The sequence below is a fragment of the Aquabacterium sp. A3 genome, assembly GCF_038069945.1.
Lineage (GTDB): Bacteria > Pseudomonadota > Gammaproteobacteria > Burkholderiales > Burkholderiaceae_C > Aquabacterium.
Genome location: NZ_JBBPEV010000002.1, coordinates 198,871 through 221,941 on the forward strand (window position 1 = coordinate 198,871; position 23,071 = coordinate 221,941).

The window sequence follows — 23,071 nt, forward strand, 5'->3', positions numbered from 1 at the left end:
TGCCGTGTCAGCCCCAGCCCAGTGCCCTCGCCAGCTGATAGGTTGCAAACGAGGCGGCATAGGCCAGCACGAACAGGTAGCCGCCTGCGATCAGGGCCATCGACCAGCCACCCGCCTCGCGCTTGATGGTGGCCAGGGTGCTCAGGCACATGGGCGCGAACACATACCAGACCATCAGCGACAGGGCCGTGGCCAGGCTCCAGCCATGCTGCAAGATGGGGATGAGGGCGTCGGTGGCGTCGTCGGTCACGTTGGAGAGCGCGTACACCGTGCCCAGGGCACTGACGGCCACTTCCCGCGCGGCCAGGCCGGGCACCAGCGCGATGCTGATCTGCCAGTTGAAGCCGATGGGCTCGAACACCACGGCCAGTGCGCGCCCCAGCATGCCCGCCAGGCTGTGTTCGATGGCCGGCCCCGTGGCGCCCACGGGCGGCGCCGGGAAGCTGGAGAGGAACCACAGCAGCACGGTCAGCGTGAGGATGATGCCGCCCACGCGCCGCAAAAAGATCTGCACGCGTTGCCACAGGCCCAGGGCGATGTTGCGCGGGCTGGGCCAGTGGTAGTTGGGCAGCTCCATCATCAGGCTGCGCACCTGGCCTTGGGTGGTGAACTGCTTGAGCACCCAGGCCACGGCCATGGCGCCCAGGATGCCCGCCAGGTACAGGCCAAACAGCACGAGGCCTTGCAGTGACAGCCCTCCGGCCACCTCGCGCGCGGGCACGAAGGCGGCGATCAGCAGGGCGTACACCGGCAGTCGGGCCGAGCAGGTCATGAGCGGCGCGATCATGATGGTGACCAGCCGATCGCGTGGGTTGGCGATGGTGCGCGCGGCCATGATGCCGGGGATGGCGCAGGCGAAGCTCGACAGCAGCGGGATGAACGATCGGCCTGACAGGCCCACGCTGCCCATGAGGCGGTCCAGCAGGAAGGCGGCGCGGGGCAGGTAGCCCGATTCTTCCAGCACCAGGATGAAGAAGAACAGGATGACGATTTGAGGCAGGAAGACCAGCACCCCGCCCACCCCTGCGACCAGGCCGTCAACCACCAGGCTGTGCAGCCAGCCTTGGGTAGGTAGCCAGGCGCTCACCGTGCTGGCCAGCCAGCCCGTGGCCGCTTCAATCCAGCCCATGGGGGCCTCGGCCCAAGCAAACACGGCCTGGAACACGAAGAACAGCACCATCGCCAGCAGCATGGGGCCCGCCACCGGGTGCAACACGGCCCGATCGATGCGGTCACTCATGAGGTGCGGCACGCTGGTGTCCAGCCCCAGGCGCTGCAAAATGCCGCGCACGGCTTCGTGATCGCCCCGGGTGTCGGCTTCGGGGTGTGCGATCGGGGCCTGGGCCGCACCAGGCTCTGCGGTCCGGCCCCACACCGAGGCGTCGTCCAGCCATTGTTTCAGGGCGTCTGCCCCCTGGGCCTTGACGGCCACGGTGCTCACCACGGGCACGCCCAGCTCGCGGCTCAGGGCCGCCGGATCAATTGCCAGGCCTCGGCGCTGCGCCAGGTCCACCATGTTCAGGGCCACCATGCAGGGCAGGCCCAGGCGCTTGACGGCCAGCACCAGCCGCAGGTTGCGGCGCAGGTGGGTGGCGTCCACCACGCACACCACCAGGTCGGGGCGTTTTTCGCCCTGGGCGCGGCCGCGCAGCACGTCCACGGTCACCGACTCGTCCAGCGAACGTGGGTGCAGGCTGTAGGCGCCGGGCAGGTCCAGCAGGCGCAAGGTTTTGCCAGCCGGGGTGATCAGGCGGCCCTCTTTGCGCTCCACCGTCACGCCGGCGTAGTTGGCCACCTTCTGGTGGCTGCCCGTCAGGCGGTTGAACAGGGCGGTTTTGCCGCAGTTGGGGTTGCCCACCAGGGCCACCAGTGGGCCGCCACGGTGCACATGAACAACGGCTTCTTTCATGCGCGCACCGGTGGCGACACAGGGGTGACCAGGATGCAGGCGGCCTCGGCTTGGCGCAGGGCAAAGGTGGAGTCGCCCACGCGCACCACCAGCGGGTCTCCGCCCGGCCTGGCGCGGTTCATGATTTGCACGCGCTCGCCGGGGATGAAGCCGATTTCTTCCAGCCAGCGAGCCCACTCGGGGCTGTGTGCCGGGGGGGTGACGGCCGCCACGGTGGCCGGGCAATGGTCGGCGAGATGGCTCAGCGTGGCAACGGCAGGGGCGGTGAGGGGCATGGTGCGCCAATTTTAACGAGAATCATTCTCGCGCCACCCAGGTTTTTGCCGCGCGCTTGCGCTGGCTCAGTCTTGCACCGTCTTGCTGCCGCCGATCTTGGGCGCCGTCTTGACGCTCCACACCATGGTGACGGCCAATACGCCCACCACCACGGCCAGCGACACCAGGGCCGGGATCTTGATGCCCCAGTACACCACCAGCATCTTGGTGCCGATGAACACCAGCACCACGGCCAGGCCGTAGTTCAGCAGGTGGAACTTGGCGGCCATGGCGGCCAGCAGGAAAAACATCGCCCGCAGCCCCAGGATGGCGAAGATGTTGGACGTCAGCACGATGAACGGGTCAGACGTGATGGCGAAGATGGCGGGGATGGAATCCACCGCGAAGATCACGTCGGTGATGCCCACCAGGGTGCACACCAGCAGCAGCGGCGTGGCCACTTTGGCGCCGTTGTGCAGGGTGAAGAACTTTTCGCCGTCGTAATGGGGCGAGACGGTCATGAACCGCCGCAGCATCTTCAGGGCGGGGTTGGATTCAAGATCGCCTTCTTCGTCATTGGCCGTCCACATCTTGATGCCGGTGATCACCAGGAAGGCGCCGAACACGTACAGGATCCAGTGGAACTCGGCGATCAGCCAACCCCCGATCAGGATCATGATGGCGCGCAGCACCATGGCCAGGATGATGCCGATCATCAGCACCCGCTTCTGGAAGGCGGCGGGGACCGAGAAGTAGGTGAAGATCATCAGGAAGACAAAGATGTTGTCCACCGCCAATGATTTTTCGACCAGGTAGCCGGTGAGGAACTCCAGCGCCTTGGTGTGGGCCACCGCGCTGCCCGACTCTTGCACGTAGGCCCACCACAAGAACACATTGAAGGCCAGGCTGAGCGCCACCCACACGATGGACCAGCGGATGGCCTCGGGCACGCTGACGGCGTGCGAGCCTTGCTTCTTGAGCACGGCGAAATCAACGAACAGCGCCAGGACGACGATGGCAATGAAGGCCGCCCAAAGCCAGGCGGGCGCAGATCCGAACATGGGGGCTCCAGAAAGTGGCCCTGCATTGTAGTGAGGTGGCGTCATCCGGCCGCCGCCATGGATGCTTGGGCTCAGGAAAACGCCAGCCATCCTCTGTGGGGCGCTGCTTGCAGCCGATGGCAGGCCACCCCCCAGATGCGCCGGATCAGCGTGGGCTCCAGCACGTCTTCACAGCGACCGCACGCGGCCACGCGGCCTTCGTGCAGCACCACCACCTGATCCGCGTAGGTGTTGGCCAGGTTGATGTCGTGCAGCACCACGACCACGCCCAGGCCCCGGGCGGCCAACTCGCGCAGCAGCCGCATGACGCTGTGCTGGTGGGCCAGGTCGAGCGCGGCGGTGGGCTCGTCCAGCAGCAGCCAGCGTGGTGTGGTGTCGCCGGGGTGGGCGGTGATCTGCGCCAGCACACGCGCCAGTTGCACACGGGCTTTCTCTCCGCCCGAGAGCTGGTCGTACAGCCTGTCGAGCAGGTGGTGGGCGCCGGTGCGCTGCAGGCAGTCGTCCACCAGGCTGGCTTCATGAGGGTGCGGGCAGTCGGCATGGGGGTAGCGGCCCATCTGCACGATGTCGCGCACGCTGAAGTCAAACGGCACTTGGTGCTCTTGCGACAGCAGGCCCCGGTGGCGGGCCAGGTCCATGGTGTCCCATTGGCTGAGCGGGTGCGGGCCCAGGTGCACCTGGGCGCAGGTGCGGCGGTCCAGTCCCGCCAGGCAGCCCATCAGGGTGGACTTGCCCGCACCGTTGGGCCCCAGCAGGGCGTGCACCTGGCCGTGGCGCAGGCTCAGATGCTGGATGGCCAGGGTGCGGCGGCGGCCGTGGTGCACGGACAGGTCATTGGCGCTGAGGTCCATGGGGTCTCCTGGTAGGGGGATCGGTGGGATCCGTGGATCATTGGGCGCGCGGCCCGCGCTGCCGCAGCAAGACCAGAAACACCGGTGCACCGATGAGTCCGGTCAGCACGCCCAGGGGCAACTCGACCGGCGGGGCCACGGTGCGGGCGGCGGTGTCGGCCAGCAACACGAGGCAGGCTCCCATCAGGGCGGAGCCGGGCAGGACCACGTGATGGCGTGGCCCCAGCAGCAAACGAATCAGGTGGGGGGCCAGCAGGCCGATGAAGCCCACCATGCCGATGACGGCCGTGACAGCGCCCACGGCCATGGCCGTGAGGCCGACGCACATGAGCTGCAATCGCTTGACGTTCACGCCCATCACGCGGGCCTGTGCTTCGCCCAACGCCAGCGCATCCAGCGGGCGCTGCAGGGTGTGGGAGCCGATCAGGGCCAGCAGCACGGGTGGCAACACGGCCAGCACCGTGGTCCACTGGCTGGGCGCCAGGCTGCCCAACAGCCAGAAGTTCAGGGCGCGTTGCTGGGTGTCGCTGGCCAGGTAGGTGAGCAGGCCCAGGCCGGCCATGGCCAGCGCGTTGATGGCCAGGCCCACGAGCAGCAGGTTGGCCAGGTGCACCTGGCCTTGTCGGCGCGACAAGCGCCAGGCCAGTGCCGTGACCAGCACCCCACCCGCGAAGGCGAAGACCATGGTGGCCGCCATGCCCGACATGCCTGAGCTCAGCATGGGCAGCAGCACGATGCAACTGGCCGCGCCCAAGGCGCCGCCTGCGCTCACACCGATGAGGCCGGGGTCGGCCAAGGGGTTGCGAAACAGGCCCTGGATCATGGCGCCGGACACGCCCAAGGCGGCACCGGCCAGGCAGGCCATGAGCAGGCGTGGCGCGCGGATGTGCCAGAACACCTGGGCGGCGGTCAGGTCGGGGTTGAAGGGCGCATCTGCCGGGCGCCACCACCAGGCCCACAGGCGGGGCAGGTCATTCAGCGTGATGGCGTAGGCCCCCTGGGTGGCGGCCAGCGCCGCGCAGCACAGCGCCAGGGGCAGGCCCAGCCACCACAGCCATCGGCGGCCCTGCAGGTGGGTGGGCATGCCCGCGGGGCGCCACACCGCGCTCATGCCAACTGCTGCTGAAGCTGGTTCAGCACGCTGGGCATGCGGGGGCCAAAGCCCAGCAAGGCCATGCCCTCGACGGCCACGAGGCGCTGCTGCCGGGCCGCCGGGGTGTGCAACAGGCCGGCCTGTTGCCACAGCCGCTCGGCGCCGCCCAGAAACGTCAGCGACTCGGTGGTGGTCAGTACCACGTCGGGCTGCGCCAGCACCACGCTTTCGGCGCTCAAGGCCCGGTAGCCGCTCACCTGCTCCAGGGCGTTGCGGGCGCCGGCCAGTTGCAGCATGGCGTGGGCCGGGGTGTCGCGACCGGCGGTCATGGCGCCGCCACCATGCGCCATCACGAACATGACGCGCGGCGCTGCCTGGGGCCGCACGCTGGGTTGGCGGGCCTGAATGGCCTGCCACTCGGCTTGCAGCTCGGCCGCCAGGGCGCGGCCCTGGGCCACGCGGCCTGTCAGCTGCGCCACCAGCCGCACCTTGGTCAGCACGTCGTCAAAGCGCCAGGTGCTGGGCACCAGGTGCACCGGCACACCCGTCTGGCGCAGTTGGGCCAGCACCACCGGCGGGCCGGCGTCGTCGGTGGCCAGCACGGCGGTGGGCTGCAGGGCCAGCAAGCCTTCGGCCGACAGCGTGCGCATGTAGCCCACCTTGCGGGTGTGCTGCGCAGCCTCGGGGAAGGTGCTGGTCGTGTCGGTGCCCACCAGGGTGTCTTGCGCGCCCAGGCGGTAGATGGTTTCCGTCAGGCTGCTGTGCACCGACACCAGCCTCGGGGTGGTCTGGCCCGCTCGGAGGGGGCCTGTGCCCAGGCCGAGCAGCGGGGCGATGGCCAGGGCCTGGAGCCCCTGGCGACGGGTGATCAAGCCGCTCATGCCACGGCCTCCAGCTGCGGTTCACCCGTGCTCACCTCGTGCGCCAGTTGTCGCCAGGCGGGCAGTTCGGGTCGGCCGGGCTTGCGCTCGCCAAAGCACATGGCGATCACGTCGCCACGTTCGTCAAACAGTTCAATGGACGTCACCGGGCCGTCGTCGGTGGGCTTGGTCACCAGCCAGCTCTCGTGGATGGCGTCGCGGCGCAGGTGCAGGTTGAAGCCCTCGTCCAGCACATTGATCCACGGGCCCATGGGCTCGATGCGGTGCACGGCGCCGGTGTGGATCTGCAGGCAGCCATGGTTGCCGGCAAACACCATGATGGGCAGCCCCGAGCGGCTGGCCAGGTGCAGCATCCACTCCACCGCGATCAGCGGCGTGCGTTGCGTGTGCACGCCTTCCATCAGGCGCATGGCCTGCAGCCGTCCCACGTTGAAGCGCTTGAGCAGGTCGAAGAACTCGTGCGTGTCGCGCATGCCAGCCCAGGCATCGCCCAGGCCCAGGGCGTCGATCTCGGCATCAGGCCGGTCGGGGCGCGAGCGGTGCTCGCCCACGGTGAACACCGGGTGCAGCTCGGGCCGGGCGTGTTGCTGCACCAGCGCATCGAGCGCTTGCAGGTCGGTGCCCGGGCGGGCGTGTACCTTGTGCACCGCCTGACCATGACGGTCGAAAAACTGCAGGCTGTGCCGCTCACCCTGAGGCGTGCGCTCCACCACGTGGAAGCCCGCGTGCCAGTTCATCAAGAACAGGCGCAGGTCGATCTCGGGGCCCACGGCCAGGCCGACGGGGCCTTGCGCACTGACGTTGCGGTACACGCCGATCTTTTCGTGCACGACATGCTCGTTGCGCGTCAGCGCCATCACCGGGCCCACGGTTTCCAGGCCCTGCAGGATGCGCACCCATTCACCGTCGAGCGCGACGGTGGTCAGCAGGCCGTCGGCGGCCTCCTGTGGGCTCATCAGGCTGACAGCATGGGCAGCCACCACGGCCCCTTCGCTGAGCCCCAGTTGCCGCGCGGCGTCTCGTGCCCGCAAGCCCTGGGCGCGCAGCGTGGCGAAGGATGTGCGCCAGTGGCTGGCCGTGTTCGTGGTGTTGGTCGTGCTCATCGGTGTGCTCCATGGTGCGAGGGGTGGTGGTGGGTGAGGGGGGCCGTGGGATCAAGGCGTCAATAACGGGCACTGAGCGTCAGCTTCACGTTGCGGCCAGGCCCTGGCGTGCCCGGGCCGCCGTTGAAGCCGTTGTCCAGCAGGTAGGCGCTGTTGTGGAGGTTGTCGGCCACCAGGGCAGCGTCCAGGTGGCGGTTGATGCGCCAGTTCAGCGAGGCGCCCAGCAGGCGGTAGCTCGGGGCGTGTGCGATCTGGGTGCGGGCGGTGTCGGCGTAGTAGGTGCGCGACCACACCTGCTGCCAGCGCAGGCCCCATTCGCCCCAGGCGGTCTGGCGGGTCAGGCTCAGGTGCACGCGGTCGGCAGGGGCGCCGATCAGGTCGCTGTGGTCCAGCCCGTCAAACTGCGTGCCTTGGATCTGGCTGCCCGTCAGGCGGGCTTGCCATTGCTGCCAGCCCAGGGTGGCCTCCAGCTCCAGCCCGCGGCGGCGCTCCCACCCGGGTTGAATGAGTTGGCCGCTGCCGCCCGGTTCAGCCATCAAGGATTCCAGCAGGTGTTCGGTGCGATTGACAAAGGCCGTGACCTTGGCCTGCAGCCAGCTGCCAGGCCCCAGCACCTCGGGTTGTCGGGTGTGCAGGCCCCATTCGAGGCTGTGCGACACCTCGGGCTCGTAGTACGCCGCGCAGATGCCCGTGCTGGGCGCCACCTGGGCGCCGGTGGCATAGCCGGGCACGCGCGGCCGACCGTTGGCCACACGCAGCAGGGTGCTGTTGTTGCACACGCCGTAGCCCGCCCGCATGAAGGCTTCGTCGATCAACGGGGGCCGGTGGCTGCGGGCCGCGGTGGCAAAGGCGGTCCACCGCCGAGGCTGCAAGTCGTAGCTCAGGGTGAGGCTGGGAGAGGTGTGCGCATAGCGCACCTCGGTCGGCTGCCCGGTTGCCTGCAGCAGTTCGGCATTGCCGCCTTGCACCGACACCGTGGTGTGGTCCCAGCGCACGCCGGGTGAGGCCTCCCAGCGGCCCCAGCGCTGGGCCAGTTGAACATACGCACCGGCCGTCTCTTTGCGGCCAGGCGGTTGCGCCTGGTTGTAGCCGCCCGGATAGAGGATGGCGTTCAACATGGCATTGCCTGAAACGCGGCGGGCCTCTCGCTCGCTGTGGCCGGCTTGCACGCCTGCGCGCAGCGTCAGTCGGGTGTCTTCGTCTGGCCGCCACAGGGCCCATTGCAGCCGGCTGTCCAGGGTGTGGTGCGTCTGGCGCACGTCGTCGTCCACCGTGGTGTTCATCGAGAAGATCGACCAGCCGGGCTCGAAGTGGTCGCGCACCCGGGTGTCGCTGCGGCCCACGGTCGTCGTCCATTCATGCCCTTGGGCGTCGTCCACCCAACGGGCCTGCAGTGACAGGGTGTCGTCGTCAATGCGGCGCTGCACCTGGCCAAAGCTGCCCACCTGTTCGATGGCGGTGTCGCCCGTGCCCACGGCGCCGCTGTAGGTGTCGTAGGCCTGCAGGCCCTGGTCTCGGTAAGCCACCCAACTGGCGCTGAGCTTCCAGGCGTCGCTGGCCCACCAGCTGGCTTTCAGCAGGTGGCTGCCCGCATCGGTTTCGGACAGGGGCAGCCGCAGGCCGTTGGACAGCTTGAGGTTGCCACCTTTGCGCTGGCTGAAGCCCCACACCACGTCGGTTTGTTCGCTGGGGCGACCATAGGCGGCGACAAACTGGTGCTGCTCGTGGTTGTTGCTGGCCCAGCCCAGCTTGGCGCGCGCGCCCCAGGTCTGGCCCGGGCGCAGCAGGTCGCGTGCGTCGCGCGTGGTGGCGCGCACGGTGCCGCCCAGCGCGCCGGTGCTGTCGATCTGGGCGCCACGCTGCACCTCGATGGCCTTGAGCAGTTCGGGCTCGATGAAGGTGCCGCCAAAGCGGTACTTCTCGAAGCCTTTGGTCACGCCATCGAGTTCCACGCGCACGTCTTCGGTGTCGCTGTAGCCCCGGATGTTGAATTGCATCCCACTGTTGCGAGGGCCACCTTGCACCGTCACGCCCGGCACCTCGTCCATCAGTTGGAAGACGGAATCGGCCTCGCGACGGCGCAAGGTGGCGTCGTTCAAGGTGGTGCGCGCGGCGGTGGGTGACATGGTGGTGTCTGCCCGACGGGGTGGCGTGGCGCGCACGCTCACCTCGGGCAGTTCGGTGGCCGTTTCAGGCGGGAGGGCAGGATCAGGGGCCTGTGGCGTGGCCAGCGCGCTGGCCACGGCGACCGTGCTCCAGCCGCCGGCCACCCACAGGCGAGACAACAAAGAGGTCAAACGTCACCTCGAAGGGCTGGCGGTGGGGTGGGGGCTCAGGTGCGGCGGCGGCTCATGGCGCCCACGGCGAGCAGGCCGGCGGCCATCAAGGCCCAGGTTTCGGGCTCGGGCACGGCGGGCGTCACGGCGGTGGCGTAGACCGCCACCTGGTCCAGGCTCATGTGAGCGGCGCTGCCCGTGAAGCTGAACACCCAGGGCCCGGTGGCGTCCAGCGTCCAGTGCCACAGGCTCTCTTCTTCGGTACCACCAAAGCCGCCCGTGATGGCCTCACTGAAGGTGATCGTGCGGGTGGCTTCGACACCGTTGAGGGTGGCGATGTCGGAGGCGGCTGAGCCCACGGTGGACACCCGCAGGTACACGTCAAACAGGCCCGAGGTGGCGCCGGCCACGTCCAGCGTGAAGGCGGTGGCGCCAGAAAAGCCGTAGATGTTGCCGCCGCTGGTCGGGAAGCCCGAGCCGGTGGTTTCGGTCAAGGTGCCCGCGCCGGCGATGTCGGGCGTGTCATCGACCGGATAGCCGTAAATGGCGTTCCACTCGGCGTAGCTGCTCCCCTCGGCCGGGGCGCTGATCCAGGGGGTGCTGGCGCTGGTGCCGGTGCCGTTGTGGCCTGCGGCGGCGCTGTCCCATTGGCCTGCCGTGGCCATGGCAGGTGTACTCAGGGCGCTCAAGGCCAGGGCGGCGGCCACGCCGGTGGCGGTGCGCAGGGAGGGGGTCGACAAATGTTGGATGAAGGACATGGTTGGCTCTCTCGGTTGATGAAGAGGGGCCGTGTTCCTTACCCACAAAGGCAACGACAGCGAAATGATGAACAGGGATGTCAAGGGCGACCGACTGATCGGCCACCCAGCCCAGGGTGCCTCACCCTCGGGCGTCGGGATTGCTTGGTGCGGACGGCACGTCCACCACGAAGCGATGCTGCTTGCCGCAGTCCACGATCACCTCTTTCTGGCCGCGCTTGAGCAGGCGCACATCCACCCGCATCGAGCCATAACCGTCGTGCCGGATCAGTTCGTCCAGCAGCGTCAGCAGGCGGGCTCTCACGGGGGCCAGGGCAGGGGTGTCCACGACAGGGGCAGGCATGACGCCATGTGGTTGCGATGGATTAATTCTAAATAAGAATTATTCGCAAAACAAGGCCCGTGACGCAAACCCACGCGATCGTGGGGGGCAAGTGCCTTGTGGAGGCTCAGCGGTCGCGCAGGTCTTCTTGCTGCTGTCGTTGCCACGCGCGAGAGCGGGACAACAAGGCGCTCAGCTCGATGGTGTCGGCGGCATCCGGCTGCCGGAAACGGCGCTGCGCGCCCTCGGCCCGATCGATCGCGCCGGGCAGGTCACCCAAGGCCGCAGCGGCTTCGGCTTCTGCCCGAACAGCCCGCACGGGCAGGCCCAGTTTTTGCCACAAGCGGGCCAGCAGCAGCCAGGCGGTGGCGTCTTGCGCCTGCGCGCTCAGTTGCGCTTCGATCTGGTCGGCGCTGGTTTGCAGTTGGGCGGTGTCATGGCCTGATGCGGCCAGCACGGCCTCGGCCCGCAACAGGCGTTCGGGCCGGGCTTGCGGGTCCAGGGTGAGGCGGGGGCCGGTGGTCTGGCGCATCAGCAAGGCCAGGGCCTGTGCGCCCTGCCGGGCCTGGATCAGGCCCTCGGCTTCGGCCAGCGCCAGCACGCGGTCGGCCACGGGGGCCGCCTGCACGGGCAGCAGGCGTGCGGCGTCGCGTGCGGCCTTCAAGGCCTCGGCCGCTTCGGCGTGCAGGCTGGCGCGCTGCAGGGCCACGGCCCGTCCGTAGTGCGTGGCGGTTTGGGTCAGGGCGTCTGCGTCGGCGGCCGGCTGTCGCCGCATCATGGCCTGCAAAGCACCTTGCCGCGCGTCCATCAACACCCGTGCGCGCGCCGCCATCAGCGCGTGCCGGGTGGCGCGCACATCGTCCACCGCCGGGCGCACCAGCCCCCAGCCCGAGGTGCCCACGCGCGAGCGGGCTTCGCCGATGCGCTCGGTGGTCAGCGGGTGGGTGCGCAGGTAGGGGTAGCTGCCGTCGTCGTTGAGGCGCGAGGCCTGGGCCAGCTGCTCGAACATGCCGGCCATGCCCGCCGGGTCGTAGCCGCCATCCACCAGCACGCCAAAACCCACGCGGTCGGCTTCGCGCTCCATGTCGCGAGAGAAGTTCAACTGGTTCTGGATGGCCACCGCCTGGCCGCCCGCGATCACGGCCTGGGCCGCCGCCGGGTTGCTGCCGGCGGCCAGCACGCCCAGCAGCAGCGAGGCCAGGCTCACCCACGACATCTGTGATTGCTGGCCGATCATCCGCGCGATGTGCCGCTGGGTGACGTGGGCCAGTTCATGGGCCAGCACCGAGGCCAGTTCGTCGGGCGTGCGCGTCATGGCCACCAGGCCCAGGTGCACGCCGATGTAGCCCCCGGGCAGCGCAAATGCGTTCACCGAGCTGTCACGCACCAGAAACGCCTCCCAGGCGTGGGATTGCCACAGCTCGGGCCCGAGGTCGCCGCGTTGTCGCGCCGCGCTCAGCAGGCCCTGCCAGAGCCCGCCGATGTATTCCAGCAGCAGGGGGTCGTCCAGCACGGCCGGATCCTGACGGATGCTGCGCATGATGCGGTCGCCCAGGCGCCGTTCGGCGATCGGCGACAGGGCGGCGGCCGACGCATCGCCGAGATCGGGCAGGTTGATGCTGCTGGTGCTGCCGCCCACAGGCTGTGCCGCTGCCGGCCGGGGCTGCAGGCCACCCAGGGCCACACAGGCTGCCACCCCGATGCAGGTGACTGAACGAAGCAGGTGGGTGGGACGCTGGTGGGTGAGGGGCAGGAACATGGGCGACGGGGTGAGCGCTCGGGCACTGCGCAGTATGCTTGCAACCGCTGCGAGTCGATCTCTGGCGGTCGTCCAGGGTTCGCCCACCTTACCCTTCTTTACCCATTTTCCTGACACCGAATGTCCGAACTCACCCACTTTGACGCGCAAGGCCAGGCCCACATGGTCGATGTCTCCGACAAGCCCTCGACCGTTCGGGTGGCCGTAGCCACTGGCGTGATCTGCATGCAGGCGGCCACGTGGCAGCGCATCCAGTCGGGGCAGGCGGGCAAGGGCGATGTGCTGGGCGTGGCCCGCATCGCCGGCATCCAGGGGGCCAAGCGCACCGCCGACTGGATCCCGCTGTGTCACCCGATTCCCTTGACGCGGGTGGCCATCGAGTTCGACCACATCGAAGCGCAGGACGCTGTGCGCCTGCGGTGCAGCGCCACGGTGCAGACCGTGGGCCCCACGGGCGTGGAGATGGAGGCCCTGGTGGCCGTGCAGGCGGCCTTGCTGACGGTGTATGACATGTGCAAGGCCATGGACCGCGGCATGCTCATCACCGACGTGGGCCTGCAGGAAAAGCGCGGCGGGCGCAGCGGTCACTGGCGCCGGGACGACGGCAGCAACTGATCCCAGCGGTAGGTGCGCTGCGCCGGCTGGCACTGGAATGGCATCACGGGTCTGGCGGCTGCGGCCTCATCGACCTTGCACTCGTCAAAGAACGCGGTCGCTGCGGGGTTGTGGAACTCGCGCAGGCGATCGGCCACCGCCCGGGCGCGGTCCACATCGCCGCTGGCGGCCAGCGCGCGCGCATAAGCCATCATCAATCGGGCGTCGATCAGGTTCATCAGCGTGCGGCTGAAGTCGGCCGGCTGCGGCGTGGGCAGGCGCTTGCTGGTCACGGCGGCGTAGTCGGCCTGATGGCCCCACCAGGGCTGCGCCTGGCTGGTGGCAATGCGCTGTGCCAGCGGCACCTGGCGTGTCCAGGGCGCGTAGATGTCGGCGGCCAGGCGATAGTCCACCATGTTCCAGACGGCGGCCACGGCCGTGGCCACGCCGCCCACCATCAGCACCCAAGCTCCCCGACGGCGGGTGGCACCTGGGTCGCCATCCTGGCTGGCCGTCGCTGATGCGCTGCCCAGGCCCAGGCCCCAGGCAAAGGCCGTGGGCAACAGCAGGTGGGCGTACCACAAGGGGTACTCCAGCAGGCTGTGCAGCCCCAGGGTCGTCACCATCAGGGCGCAGGCCCCCACCGTGGGTGCCTGCACGGCCGGGGCGCGCCACAACCGCCGCACCAGTGCCCACCATGCCCAGGCGCACAAGGCCGTCAGCAACGCCGCCAGGGGCAGGCCCAGTTCAACGGCCCAATGCAGCGGCAGGTTGTGGGTGTGGTCAAAAAAGGCGCGCGGCCGATCCGGGAACGGCGTGAACGTCCACGCGGCGTTGAAGCCGCCAAAGCCCACCCCCTGCCAGGGATGTTGCGCGATCAAGCTCAAGGTGTTGGCCCAGATCGCAAAGCGCGAGCTGGACACATCGCTGCCATCGTGCAGGCGGGCCTCGGCCGCGAACGCCACGCCCAGGTGCAACTGGCTGAGCCCGGCCATGGCCAGCCATGCCATGCCGTACAACAAGGGGCTGCTCAGCAGCAGCACGCGCCAGCGGCCCGGCAGGCTGCGGTCCAGCAGGCCCCACAGCGCCAGCAGCGCCATGGCCACCATGCCGGTGCGCGAGGCCGTCAGCACCACGCCCGCGATGCAGCCAGCCACCAGGGCGGCCATCCAGCGCGGGGACCGAAGCCCCTGGGCGCCCAGCCACACCGCGGCCGCCGCCGCCATCACGAGCAGAGAACTGAAGTGGTTGGGCTGCCGGAGGTTGCCCACGGCGCGTCCCGGTACCGTGGGCCGGGCCAGCACGTTCCCGTCGGTCCAGCCCGGCATGAACACCTGGATCAACGCGATGAGCAGACCGACCGCACCGGCCAGCATCAGTGCCGTGAAGAAGGCCGAGCGCGAGGCGCGGGCACCTGGCTCGTCGCCGCCGCTCCAGCAGCCCGCCAGCATGGCCAGGCCAGCCACCATGGGCAGGCCGGCGCCCATCAGGCCCAGCCCCAGGGGCAGCGGGCCGTGCAGGCTGGCCCACAGCGCCGCGGCCGCCTGCAAGGCCAGGGCCAGCCACACGGCACTCAAAGCGCTCAAGGGGATCGAAGGCCGCATGGTGCCGGGGGTGTGGGGGGCTCGCCCCATCCAGCAGCGGCCCAGCCACCACAGCCACACCCCCCAGCCCAGCACCGCCAGGGCCTGGTTGTAGTAGGTGACCGAGGGCGGCTCATGCAGGGCCACCAGGGTGGGCAACAGCACGGCCAGGGCGGCCAGCCAGGCCGAGCGCGCGCCCCAGCCTGGCGGCCATCCAGGCCGGACAGTGGACGAAGACAAGGGCAATGTGGACGATGCCGACACGTTGAAGCTCATCCTGCTATTGTCTCCTCCGTGCAGCCCCTGATCGTCAGCGAACGCCTGTTGCTGTGGACACTGGCGTCGATCAATTTCACCCACATCGTCGACTTCATGATCATGATGCCGCTGGGCCCTCAGCTCACGCGGCTTTTTGGCATCAGCGACACCCAATTCGGCCTGCTGGTGTCGTCGTACTCGCTGGCCGCGGGGGCTTCGGGGCTGTTGGTGTCCATGTTCATCGACCGGTTCGAGCGCAAGCGGGCCCTGCTGTGGCTGTACGCGGGTTTTGCGCTGGCCACCCTGGCCTGCGGGCTGGCGCCAGACTTCGGCAGCCTGCTGGCCGCGCGCGTGGCCGCTGGCGTGTTTGGCGGTGTGCTGGGTGCGCTGGTGCAGACCATCGTGGGCGATGCCGTGCCCTTCGAGCGGCGTGGCCAGGCCATGGGCGTGGTCATGTCGGCGTTCTCGCTGTCCACGGTGGCCGGGGTGCCCATCTCGCTGTGGCTGGCCAGCTGGGGCGGATGGCACGCGCCATTTTTCGCCATCGCCGCCGTGTCGGTGCTGGTGTGGTGGGGCGCCTGGCGCAGCGTGCCGGTGCTGCAGCACCACCTCACGGGCGTGTCGGCGCAACCGGCGCTGGTTCAGTTGCGCCGGGTGGTGTCGGTGGGCAACCACTGGCGGGCCTTCGGCCTGTCGGCGCTGCTGGTGACGGGCAGCTTTTCCATCATCCCCTACATCACCATCTACACCACCACCAACGTCGGCCTGCGCGACGACCAGGTGCCCATGGTGTACCTGATTGGCGGTGTGGCCACGTTCTTCACAGCCCGCATGTGGGGCTGGCTGGCCGACCGCTTCGGCAAGGTGCAGGTGTTTCGCACCGTCAGCGTGGTGGCCGTGCTGCCCATGCTGGCACTCACCCACCTGCCGCAGGTGCCGGTGTGGGTGCTGCTCATCGTCACCACGGGATTTTTCGTGTTCGTGTCGGGCCGCATGGTGCCCGGCATGGCCTTGCTCACGGCGGCCTCGGATCCACGCCTGCGCGGCTCGTTCCTCAGCGTGAACAATGCGCTGCAATCGGGCGCCATGGGGGTGGCGGCCTGGCTGGGTGGGGTGATGATCAGCCGCGGTCCGGATGGACTGGTGCAGGGCTACGAGCGCGCCGGGTGGCTGGCCTTGGTCACCACCGCACTGATGGTGTGGTGGGTGGGCCGGCTGCAGTTGCACACCGATCAGCGCGCCACTTGAGGGCGCGTTGCGCTGCCTCAAGCATCTTCGGTCTTTCATCACAAAAAGTCCAGACACCATACAAACACTGATGTCATGGGCTTGTCATGCGGGGCCGACAGGCGCACACTGAATTCCCGGTTGACGACTTCGCCGGCCGGGTGTCTTCAACGCTTCTGCTCTCGAAAGGAGGCAGCATGAATTTGACGATCAGTGGCCACCATCTGGAAGTGACTCCCGCATTGCGCGAGTACGTGCTCACCAAGCTCGACAGGGTCACCCGACATTTCGATCAAGTCGTGGACATCTCCGTCCTGCTCACCGTTGAAAAGCAAAAGGAAAAGGATCGCCGCCAGAAGGCCGAAGTCAATCTGCACGTGAAGGGCAAGGACATCTTCGTCGAAACCGCCCATGAAGATCTGTACGCCGCCATTGATCAGTTGGTTGACAAGCTGGACCGCCAGGTCTGTCGCCACAAGAGCAAGGTGCAGAACCATCACCACGAAGCCCTCAAGCGCCAGGATGCCTTCCTGGACGCTGCATGAGAAGCACACGCTGATGCCGCAAGCCTGATTGATACAGCGTGCTTGGTGCGATCTGCGACCGGGTCGCCCGCCACAGGCAGGCACCAAGTTAACGGCCCTTCGGGGCCGTTTTTCATGAAATGTCCCCATCTTGACGCGCCTAGCATGGGTTTCATGGGCCCTGCCCTGGGGCGCGGAGCCCAGGAATGGGGAATATGACACTTGCTGCGCTGCAGCATAAGGTGCAGAATCCCCCAAATAGACGATCGCAAGGTGTCTGCAGAGATGCCAAGCTGTCCCTATAATCCGCCCCTCATCCGACCCCGGAGGCGGGGACCAAGGCCCAGCCGTCAGCCCCGTTTGTAACAAGATGAACCGTCTCTCAGCCATCCTCCCCGTCAGCCAGGTGCTGGTGGACGTGGACGCCAGCAGTAAGAAGCGCGTCTTCGAGCACGCTGGGTTGCTGTTCGAAAACCAGCACGCCATCGCCCGGGCCACCGTCACGGACAACCTGTTCGCGCGTGAGCGTCTGGGCTCCACCGGTCTGGGGCACGGCGTGGCCATTCCCCATGGTCGCATCAAGGGTTTGAAGAACCCTTTGGCGGCGGTCATTCGCCTCAGTCAGCCCATCCCGTTCGATGCCCCTGACGACGAGCCGGTCAATTTGCTGATCTTCCTGCTGGTGCCCGAGGCCGCCACCCAGCGGCACCTCGAAATCCTCTCGGAGATCGCCGAGTTGCTGTCCAACCGTGAACTGCGCGATCGCCTCAAGAACGAATCCGAGGCGAGCACTGTGCATCACATCATCGAAACCTGGCAGCCGCTGCGCTCCGTGGCCTGATCAAACACCGTGAGCCTCAAGGATCTGGCCGTCATCAGCGCCGAGGCGCTGTTCGAAGACAACAGGGCGGCCTTGCGCTGGGAGTGGGTGGCGGGCCACGCCAACCCCGAGCGGCGATTTGACGAGGCGGCGGTGCAGTCGGCGCAGTCGGCGGCCGACCTGGTGGGTTACCTGAACTACATCCACCCCTACCGGGTGCAGATCGTCGGGCGGCACGAGTCGGCTTATTTCTCCAACTCCAGCCCGGAAGACCAGGAGCGGCGCATCCAGCGCATCGTCACGCTCGATCCCCCCATGGTGGTCGTCGCCGATGCCATGCCGCCGGGCGAAAAGCTCATGGCCATGTGCGGGCGGGCGGGCATCCCGCTGTTCGTCACCAAAGAGCCTGCGGGCCACGTCATCGACGTGCTGCGCAGCTACCTCACGCAGCACTTTGCCGAGCGCATCACGCGCCACGGCGTGTTCATGGACATCCTGGGCCTGGGCGTGCTGCTCACGGGCGAATCCGGCCTGGGCAAGAGCGAACTGGGCCTGGAGCTGATCTCGCGTGGTCACGGCCTGGTGGCCGATGACGCGGTGGACCTGTACCGCGTGTCGCGCACCGCCATCGAAGGACGCTGCCCCGAGTTGCTGCAAAACCTGCTGGAAGTGCGCGGCATCGGCTTGCTGGACATCAAGGCCATCTTTGGTGAAACGGCGGTGCGGCGCAAGATGCGCCTGAAGCTGCTGGTGCACCTGGTGCGCAAGGAAACCATGGAGCGCGAGTTCGAACGCCTGCCCTACGAGCCGCTGTTCGAAGAGATCATGGGTGTGCCGGTGCGCAAGGTGGTGATCGCCGTGGACGCGGGCCGCAACCTGGCGGTGCTGGTGGAGGCCGCTGTGCGCAACACCGTGCTGCAGCTGCGCGGCATCGACACCTACAAGGAATTCATCGAGCGCCACCAGCGCGCCATGGAGCGCGGTGGCGACTGAGCCCTGAGGCGGCCATCAGCCGTGGTGGCTGTGGCGTGGGTGGCCCACCTTGGCCTGGCATTCGGGCTTGTTGCACACCACGTACAGCGACAGGGCGTGGTCGTGCAGCTTGTAGCCCCGCTCTTCAGCGATTTGTTGCTGGCGGCGTTCAATCTCGGCGTCGTAGAACTCTTCCACCTGCCCGCAGCTCACGCACACCAGGTGATCGTGGTGCTTGCCTTCGTTGAGCTCGAACACGGCCTTGCCGGCTTCGAAGTGGTTGCGCGACAGCAAGCCGGCCTGTTCAAACTGCATCAGCACCCGGTAGACCGTGGCCAGCCCGATGTCCGAGCCGTCTTTCAGCAGCACCTTGTAGACATCTTCGGCCGTCATGTGCCGTTGCTCGGCCTGCTGGAACACTTCCAGGATCTTGATGCGGGGCAGGGTGGCTTTCAGGCCGCTGCTCTTGAGTTCTTCTGCTTGGTTCATGGAGGTCTCCGGACAGACGGGCAGGCCGGCACAGCCCCCGCTAGAATGCCCGATGATATCGGCTTGGGCAAATCCCGGTCACCGGTCAGCCCTTGTTCCTTCCTGTCTCTGGATTTTCCGCACCATGAAGCCCACCTTGTCGAGTCGACGCGCCAGCCTGCTGGGGTCTGTGGTTCTGCTGTCAGCCCTGGTGGCCGGCTGCAGTTCGTCACCCACCTCCTTGCGCAACCCCGAAACCTTGTTCGGGCTGCTGACGCCATACCGTGCCGACGTGGTGCAAGGCAACGTCGTCACCCAGGAGGTGCTGGGCCTGGTGCAACCCGGCCTGGGCCGCATGCAGGTGCGCGAGCTGCTGGGCACGCCCCTGCTGGTCGATCCCTTCCATGCCGACCGCTGGGATTACGTCTTCACCCTGCGTCGCCAGGGCGTGCCTGACCAGAAGCGCGTGGTGTCGGTGTTCTTCGACGGCGATGTCGTCAAACGCTTTGACGCGGGCGAGATGCCCTCCGAGCGCGAGTTCGTGTCCTCCATCGACCGGCCCGTCAAAGACAAGGAAGCCCCTAAAGACCTGACCCCGGAGCAGATCGCTGCGTTGCCGGTGCCCGCCAAGACCGAGGTGTCACAGCCCCAGCCCCAAGGCGCCATCCGCGACTACCCGCCCCTGGAAGCCGGTCGCCCCTGAGCTGTCTCCGTCCTTTCCCGCCTGCGCTTTTCCCGTCTGCGTCTTTCGGCCAGCGCCTTTGCCGCAGGCCTCAGCACCCATCGCCATGAGCACCACCCCCACAGAGCAAGCCCCCCACCGCATCGCCATCGCTGGCGCCTCCGGCCGCATGGGCCGCATGCTGGTCGAAGCCGTGATGAACGCCCCTGACGCCAGCCTGGCCGGCGCCCTGGACGTGGCCACCAGCCCGGCCGTGGGCATTGACGCCGCCGCCTTCCTGGGCGCCAGCAGCGGCGTGGCCATCACGCCCGACCTGCGCCAGGGCCTGGGTAACGCCCAATACCTGATTGACTTCACCCGCCCCGAAGGCACCCTGGAGCACCTGCGCGTGTGCCGCGAATTGGGCGTGAAGATGATCATCGGCACCACCGGCTTCACCGACGAACAAAAGGCCGAGATCGACGCCGCTTCGCGCGACATCGCCATCGTCATGGCCCCCAACATGGCCGTGGGCGTCAATGTGGTCTTCAAGCTGCTGGCCCAGGCGGCCAAGGCGCTCAAAGAGGGCTACGACATCGAGATCATCGAGGCCCACCACCGCCACAAGGTGGATGCCCCCAGCGGCACCGCCCTGAAGATGGGCGAGGTGGTGGCCGAGGCCGTGGGCCGTGACCTCAAGGAATGCGCCGTGTACGGCCGTGAGGGCGTCACCGGCGAGCGCGACCCCTCCACCATCGGCTTTGCCACCATCCGCGGTGGCGATGTCGTGGGCGACCACACGGTGCTGTTCGCCGGCATCGGCGAGCGCATCGAGATCACGCACAAATCGTCCAGCCGCGCCACCTATGCCCAGGGCAGCCTGCGCGCGGTGCGCTTCCTGGCGCACCAGCCCCATGGCCTGTTCGGCATGGACGACGTGCTGGGCCTGAAGTGAACCTGATCGCCTGAGAGGCCAGCATGGGCAACCTTCTGATGTATTGGCAGCAAGGCGATGCGGTGTCGCGCGCCGTGGCCCTCACTTTGCTGGTCATGTCCATCGGCTCGTGGGTGCTGGTGTTCTGGAAGGGCTGGGTGCTGCGCCGTGTGCGGCACGACCTGAGCAGCGCCCCGGCACACTATTGGGCCGCCAGCGATGTGACGGCCGCCCGCCAGGCCTTGCAGCCGCTGGACCGCGAAGGCGTGCTGCTGCCCCTGGCCGATGCGGCCCATGCGCCGGTGGACGCACGCAGCCTGGGCGCCCAGGCCACGCCGGAGGCCCAGCTCACCCGCGCCCTGCGCGACGCGCTGCACGAGGTGCTCGCCCGCTTGCGACTGGGCCTGGTGTGGTTGGCCACCGTGGGGGCGGTGGCGCCCTTTGTGGGCCTGCTGGGCACCGTCTGGGGCATCTATCACGCCATGCTGCGCATCAGTGCGGAAGGCTCGGTGGGCATCGATCAGATTGCCGGCCCCGTCGGCGAGGCCCTGGTCATGACCGCCGCCGGTCTGGCCGTGGCCATCCCCGCCGTCATCGCCTACAACCTGTTTGGCAAGTTGGTCACGGCCAGCGAGGCCGACTTGGAAGGCTTCGCGCACGACCTGCGTGAAACCGCGCTGGCCTTGCGCGCGAAGGGTTAAGAGCACCATGGCCTTTGGTCGGCTGGAGCGCGAACAGGGGCATGCCCCCATGAGCGAGATCAACATGACGCCGCTGATCGACGTCATGCTGGTGCTGCTCATCTTGTTCATGCTGACCGCACCCTTGATGACGTCGCGCCTCAAGCTGGAGTTGCCCGAAACCGACGCGGCCGCCGCGCCCGATACCGTGCCCCAGGTGATGGCGGTGGCCATCACCGCCAACGGGGTGGTGCACCTGGACGAGCAGCCCACCTCGATGCAGGCGCTGGCCGCGCAGGCCAAGGCCCTGGCCGAACGCAACCCGGACACCGAGGTGCACCTCAGCGTCGACAAGTCGGTGCGCTACGACAAGGTGGCCGAGACCATGGCGCTTCTGCAACAGGCGGGGCTTCGCCGTCTGGCCTTCATCACGGCAGCGCCCGGCGGGGCACAATGAGGCATCGCCTCCCGTCGCAGCCACCGGGCTGCAGCCTGCCATGTCCACGCCCAAGTTCACCACCCAGCGTTTTGACGATGCCGAGGCCGCCCTGGCCTACGTGCGCCACCTCTACGACAGCCAGATTGCCCACCTGCGTGATTGCCTGACCCGGTTCGTGGCCGGCGAGACCTTCAAGCAGCCCGTGCGGGCCAAGTACCCCTTCGTTCGCATCCACATCGACACGGTGGCGCACCCCGATTCGCGCCTGTCGTACGGTTTTGTGGCCGGCCCTGGGTTTTACGAAACCACCATCACCCGGCCCGACCTGTTTGCCGCCTACCTGCGCCACCAGTTTCAACTGCTGCTGGCCAACCATGGGGTGCTGCTGGAGGTGGGACTGAGCGCCGAGCCCATCCCCGTGCACTTCTGTCTGGCCGAAGACCAGCACCTGGAGGGCAACATGAGCCCCGAGCGCCGCACCTTGCTGCGCGACGTGTTCGACCTGCCCGACCTGGCCGCCATGGACGATGGCATCGCCAATGGCACCCACGAGGCGCGTGGTGGCAAGCCCCGGCCACTGGCGCTCTTCACGGCGCCCCGCATCGACTACTCGCTGCACCGGCTGCGCCACTACACCGGCACCTCACCCGAGCACTTCCAGAACTTCGTGTTGTTCACGAACTACCAGTTCTACATCGACGAGTTCGTGCGCCTGGGCCGTGATCTGATGGCCACCCCGCCCGACCCCACCCACCCGCGCGATGACGACGACTGCATCGCCTTCGTCGAGCCTGGCAATGTGATCACCTGGCGCACGGGCGTCACGCCCGATCCCGACTGGCGGGAGGGCGTGCCCCCACCGCGCCTGCCGCAGATGCCGGCCTACCACCTGGTGCGCCGTGACCACGGTGGCATCACCATGGTCAACATCGGTGTGGGCCCGGCCAACGCCAAGACCATCACCGACCACATCGCCGTCTTGCGCCCGCATGCCTGGATCATGCTGGGCCATTGCGCCGGCCTGCGCAATTCACAGCAACTGGGTGACTACGTGCTGGCCCATGGCTACGTGCGCGAAGACCATGTGCTGGACGAGGACCTGCCTCTGTGGGTGCCGATCCCGCCGCTGGCGGAAATCCAGCTGGCGCTGGAAGGGGCGGTGGCCGATGTGACGCAATTGCACGGCTACGAGCTCAAGCGCATCATGCGCACCGGCACCGTGGCCAGCACCGACAACCGCAATTGGGAACTCTTGCCCCAACGCGAGCCCGAGCGGCGCTTCAGCCAGAGTCGCGCCATCGCGCTGGACATGGAAAGCGCCACCATCGCCGCCAACGGTTTTCGCTTCAGGGTGCCCTATGGCACCTTGCTGTGCGTGAGCGACAAGCCCCTGCACGGCGAGCTCAAGCTGCCCGGCATGGCCAACCAGTTCTACCGCGAGCGGGTGGACCAGCACCTGCGCATCGGCCTGCGGGCCATCGAGCGCCTGCGGGCCAACCGGGCCGGGCAACTGCACAGCCGCAAGCTGCGCAGCTTTGCCGAAGTGGCGTTCCAGTGACCCGCCTGTTTTTGCCATGAAAAAACCCCAACCCGACAGGGTGGGGTTTTTATGTGACAAGCTTGGTGTCGCGCACGAAACACCC

General features: G+C 67.9%; 23 protein-coding genes. 10 read left to right on the forward strand and 13 right to left on the reverse strand.

Features of this window, described 5'->3' with window-relative positions:
- Window positions 1-7: 7 nt before the first annotated feature.
- The 11 genes from feoB to WNB94_RS10165 all read right to left on the reverse strand — a co-directional run bounded on the left by feoB (window position 8) and on the right by WNB94_RS10165 (window position 12,268).
- The gene (gene feoB, locus WNB94_RS10115; RefSeq protein ID WP_341390244.1) at window positions 8-1,909 is read right to left on the reverse strand and encodes a ferrous iron transport protein B; all 1,902 of its coding nucleotides are present in this window, start codon (window positions 1,907-1,909) and stop codon (window positions 8-10) included.
- Window positions 1,906-2,184, reverse strand: a complete 279-nt coding sequence (locus tag WNB94_RS10120) for a FeoA family protein (protein WP_341390246.1) — start codon at window positions 2,182-2,184, stop codon at window positions 1,906-1,908. Before WNB94_RS10120 ends, feoB begins: the two co-directional genes overlap by 4 nt.
- A gap of 66 nt (window positions 2,185-2,250) precedes the next feature.
- Window positions 2,251-3,225: a TerC family protein gene (locus tag WNB94_RS10125; protein WP_341390247.1), complete on the reverse strand. Its 975-nt coding sequence runs from the start codon at window positions 3,223-3,225 to the stop codon at window positions 2,251-2,253.
- Window positions 3,226-3,296: 71 nt separating this feature from the next.
- A complete protein-coding gene (locus tag WNB94_RS10130; RefSeq protein WP_341390249.1) occupies window positions 3,297-4,076 on the reverse strand; it encodes a heme ABC transporter ATP-binding protein in 780 nt (259 codons plus the stop codon).
- Window positions 4,077-4,113: 37 nt separating this feature from the next.
- On the reverse strand, window positions 4,114-5,187 hold the full coding sequence (locus tag WNB94_RS10135; protein WP_341390250.1) for a FecCD family ABC transporter permease: 1,074 nt from the start codon (window positions 5,185-5,187) through the stop codon (window positions 4,114-4,116).
- Window positions 5,184-6,050 (reverse strand): heme/hemin ABC transporter substrate-binding protein, encoded by an 867-nt coding sequence (locus WNB94_RS10140; protein WP_341390252.1) that lies wholly within the window; start codon window positions 6,048-6,050, stop codon window positions 5,184-5,186. The genes WNB94_RS10135 and WNB94_RS10140 overlap by 4 nt, the downstream gene beginning before the upstream one ends.
- On the reverse strand, window positions 6,047-7,153 hold the full coding sequence (locus tag WNB94_RS10145) for a hemin-degrading factor (RefSeq protein WP_341390253.1): 1,107 nt from the start codon (window positions 7,151-7,153) through the stop codon (window positions 6,047-6,049). Before WNB94_RS10145 ends, WNB94_RS10140 begins: the two co-directional genes overlap by 4 nt.
- Window positions 7,154-7,212: 59 nt before the next feature.
- Window positions 7,213-9,450, reverse strand: coding sequence for a TonB-dependent receptor (locus WNB94_RS10150; protein WP_341390255.1), 2,238 nt, complete (start codon window positions 9,448-9,450; stop codon window positions 7,213-7,215).
- 35 nt (window positions 9,451-9,485) lie between these two features.
- The gene (locus WNB94_RS10155; protein ID WP_341390256.1) at window positions 9,486-10,187 is read right to left on the reverse strand and encodes a PEP-CTERM sorting domain-containing protein; all 702 of its coding nucleotides are present in this window, start codon (window positions 10,185-10,187) and stop codon (window positions 9,486-9,488) included.
- 121 nt (window positions 10,188-10,308) lie between these two features.
- Window positions 10,309-10,530, reverse strand: a complete 222-nt coding sequence (locus tag WNB94_RS10160) for a hypothetical protein (RefSeq protein ID WP_341390257.1) — start codon at window positions 10,528-10,530, stop codon at window positions 10,309-10,311.
- 106 nt (window positions 10,531-10,636) lie between these two features.
- Window positions 10,637-12,268 (reverse strand): M48 family metalloprotease, encoded by a 1,632-nt coding sequence (locus WNB94_RS10165; RefSeq protein WP_341390258.1) that lies wholly within the window; start codon window positions 12,266-12,268, stop codon window positions 10,637-10,639.
- 120 nt (window positions 12,269-12,388) lie between these two features.
- On the opposite strand from WNB94_RS10165, the gene moaC reads away from it, so the two are divergent.
- Window positions 12,389-12,883 carry a cyclic pyranopterin monophosphate synthase MoaC gene (gene moaC / locus WNB94_RS10170; protein ID WP_341390260.1) on the forward strand — a complete coding sequence of 165 codons (495 nt, stop codon included), beginning with the start codon at window positions 12,389-12,391 and terminating at the stop codon, window positions 12,881-12,883.
- Here the strand turns inward: moaC and WNB94_RS10175 are convergent.
- Window positions 12,853-14,721 (reverse strand): PglL family O-oligosaccharyltransferase, encoded by a 1,869-nt coding sequence (locus WNB94_RS10175; protein ID WP_341390262.1) that lies wholly within the window; start codon window positions 14,719-14,721, stop codon window positions 12,853-12,855. The genes moaC and WNB94_RS10175 overlap by 31 nt on opposite strands.
- A gap of 18 nt (window positions 14,722-14,739) precedes the next feature.
- On the opposite strand from WNB94_RS10175, the gene WNB94_RS10180 reads away from it, so the two are divergent.
- The 4 genes from WNB94_RS10180 (at window position 14,740) to hprK (ending at window position 18,267) form a co-directional block, all read left to right on the forward strand.
- Window positions 14,740-15,951, forward strand: coding sequence for an MFS transporter (locus WNB94_RS10180; RefSeq protein WP_341390263.1), 1,212 nt, complete (start codon window positions 14,740-14,742; stop codon window positions 15,949-15,951).
- A gap of 176 nt (window positions 15,952-16,127) precedes the next feature.
- On the forward strand, window positions 16,128-16,475 hold the full coding sequence (gene hpf / locus WNB94_RS10185; RefSeq protein WP_341390264.1) for a ribosome hibernation-promoting factor, HPF/YfiA family: 348 nt from the start codon (window positions 16,128-16,130) through the stop codon (window positions 16,473-16,475).
- A gap of 349 nt (window positions 16,476-16,824) precedes the next feature.
- Window positions 16,825-17,295 (forward strand): PTS sugar transporter subunit IIA, encoded by a 471-nt coding sequence (locus WNB94_RS10190; RefSeq protein ID WP_341390265.1) that lies wholly within the window; start codon window positions 16,825-16,827, stop codon window positions 17,293-17,295.
- A gap of 24 nt (window positions 17,296-17,319) precedes the next feature.
- Window positions 17,320-18,267: an HPr(Ser) kinase/phosphatase gene (hprK, locus tag WNB94_RS10195; RefSeq protein ID WP_341390567.1), complete on the forward strand. Its 948-nt coding sequence runs from the start codon at window positions 17,320-17,322 to the stop codon at window positions 18,265-18,267.
- Between the two features lie 15 nt (window positions 18,268-18,282).
- On the opposite strand, the gene fur is transcribed toward hprK, so the two are convergent.
- Window positions 18,283-18,735 (reverse strand): ferric iron uptake transcriptional regulator, encoded by a 453-nt coding sequence (fur, locus tag WNB94_RS10200; RefSeq protein WP_341390266.1) that lies wholly within the window; start codon window positions 18,733-18,735, stop codon window positions 18,283-18,285.
- A 124-nt stretch (window positions 18,736-18,859) separates the two neighbouring features.
- On the opposite strand from fur, the gene WNB94_RS10205 reads away from it, so the two are divergent.
- The 5 genes from WNB94_RS10205 (at window position 18,860) to WNB94_RS10225 (ending at window position 22,986) form a co-directional block, all read left to right on the forward strand.
- The gene (locus WNB94_RS10205; protein ID WP_341390267.1) at window positions 18,860-19,417 is read left to right on the forward strand and encodes an outer membrane protein assembly factor BamE; all 558 of its coding nucleotides are present in this window, start codon (window positions 18,860-18,862) and stop codon (window positions 19,415-19,417) included.
- Between the two features lie 85 nt (window positions 19,418-19,502).
- Window positions 19,503-20,330 carry a 4-hydroxy-tetrahydrodipicolinate reductase gene (gene dapB, locus WNB94_RS10210; RefSeq protein ID WP_341390268.1) on the forward strand — a complete coding sequence of 276 codons (828 nt, stop codon included), beginning with the start codon at window positions 19,503-19,505 and terminating at the stop codon, window positions 20,328-20,330.
- A 23-nt stretch (window positions 20,331-20,353) separates the two neighbouring features.
- Window positions 20,354-21,010: a MotA/TolQ/ExbB proton channel family protein gene (locus WNB94_RS10215; RefSeq protein WP_341390269.1), complete on the forward strand. Its 657-nt coding sequence runs from the start codon at window positions 20,354-20,356 to the stop codon at window positions 21,008-21,010.
- Between the two features lie 7 nt (window positions 21,011-21,017).
- A complete protein-coding gene (locus WNB94_RS10220; protein WP_341390270.1) occupies window positions 21,018-21,446 on the forward strand; it encodes an ExbD/TolR family protein in 429 nt (142 codons plus the stop codon).
- Between the two features lie 40 nt (window positions 21,447-21,486).
- Window positions 21,487-22,986, forward strand: coding sequence for an AMP nucleosidase (locus tag WNB94_RS10225; RefSeq protein WP_341390271.1), 1,500 nt, complete (start codon window positions 21,487-21,489; stop codon window positions 22,984-22,986).
- The last annotated feature ends 85 nt before the right edge of the window (window positions 22,987-23,071 follow it).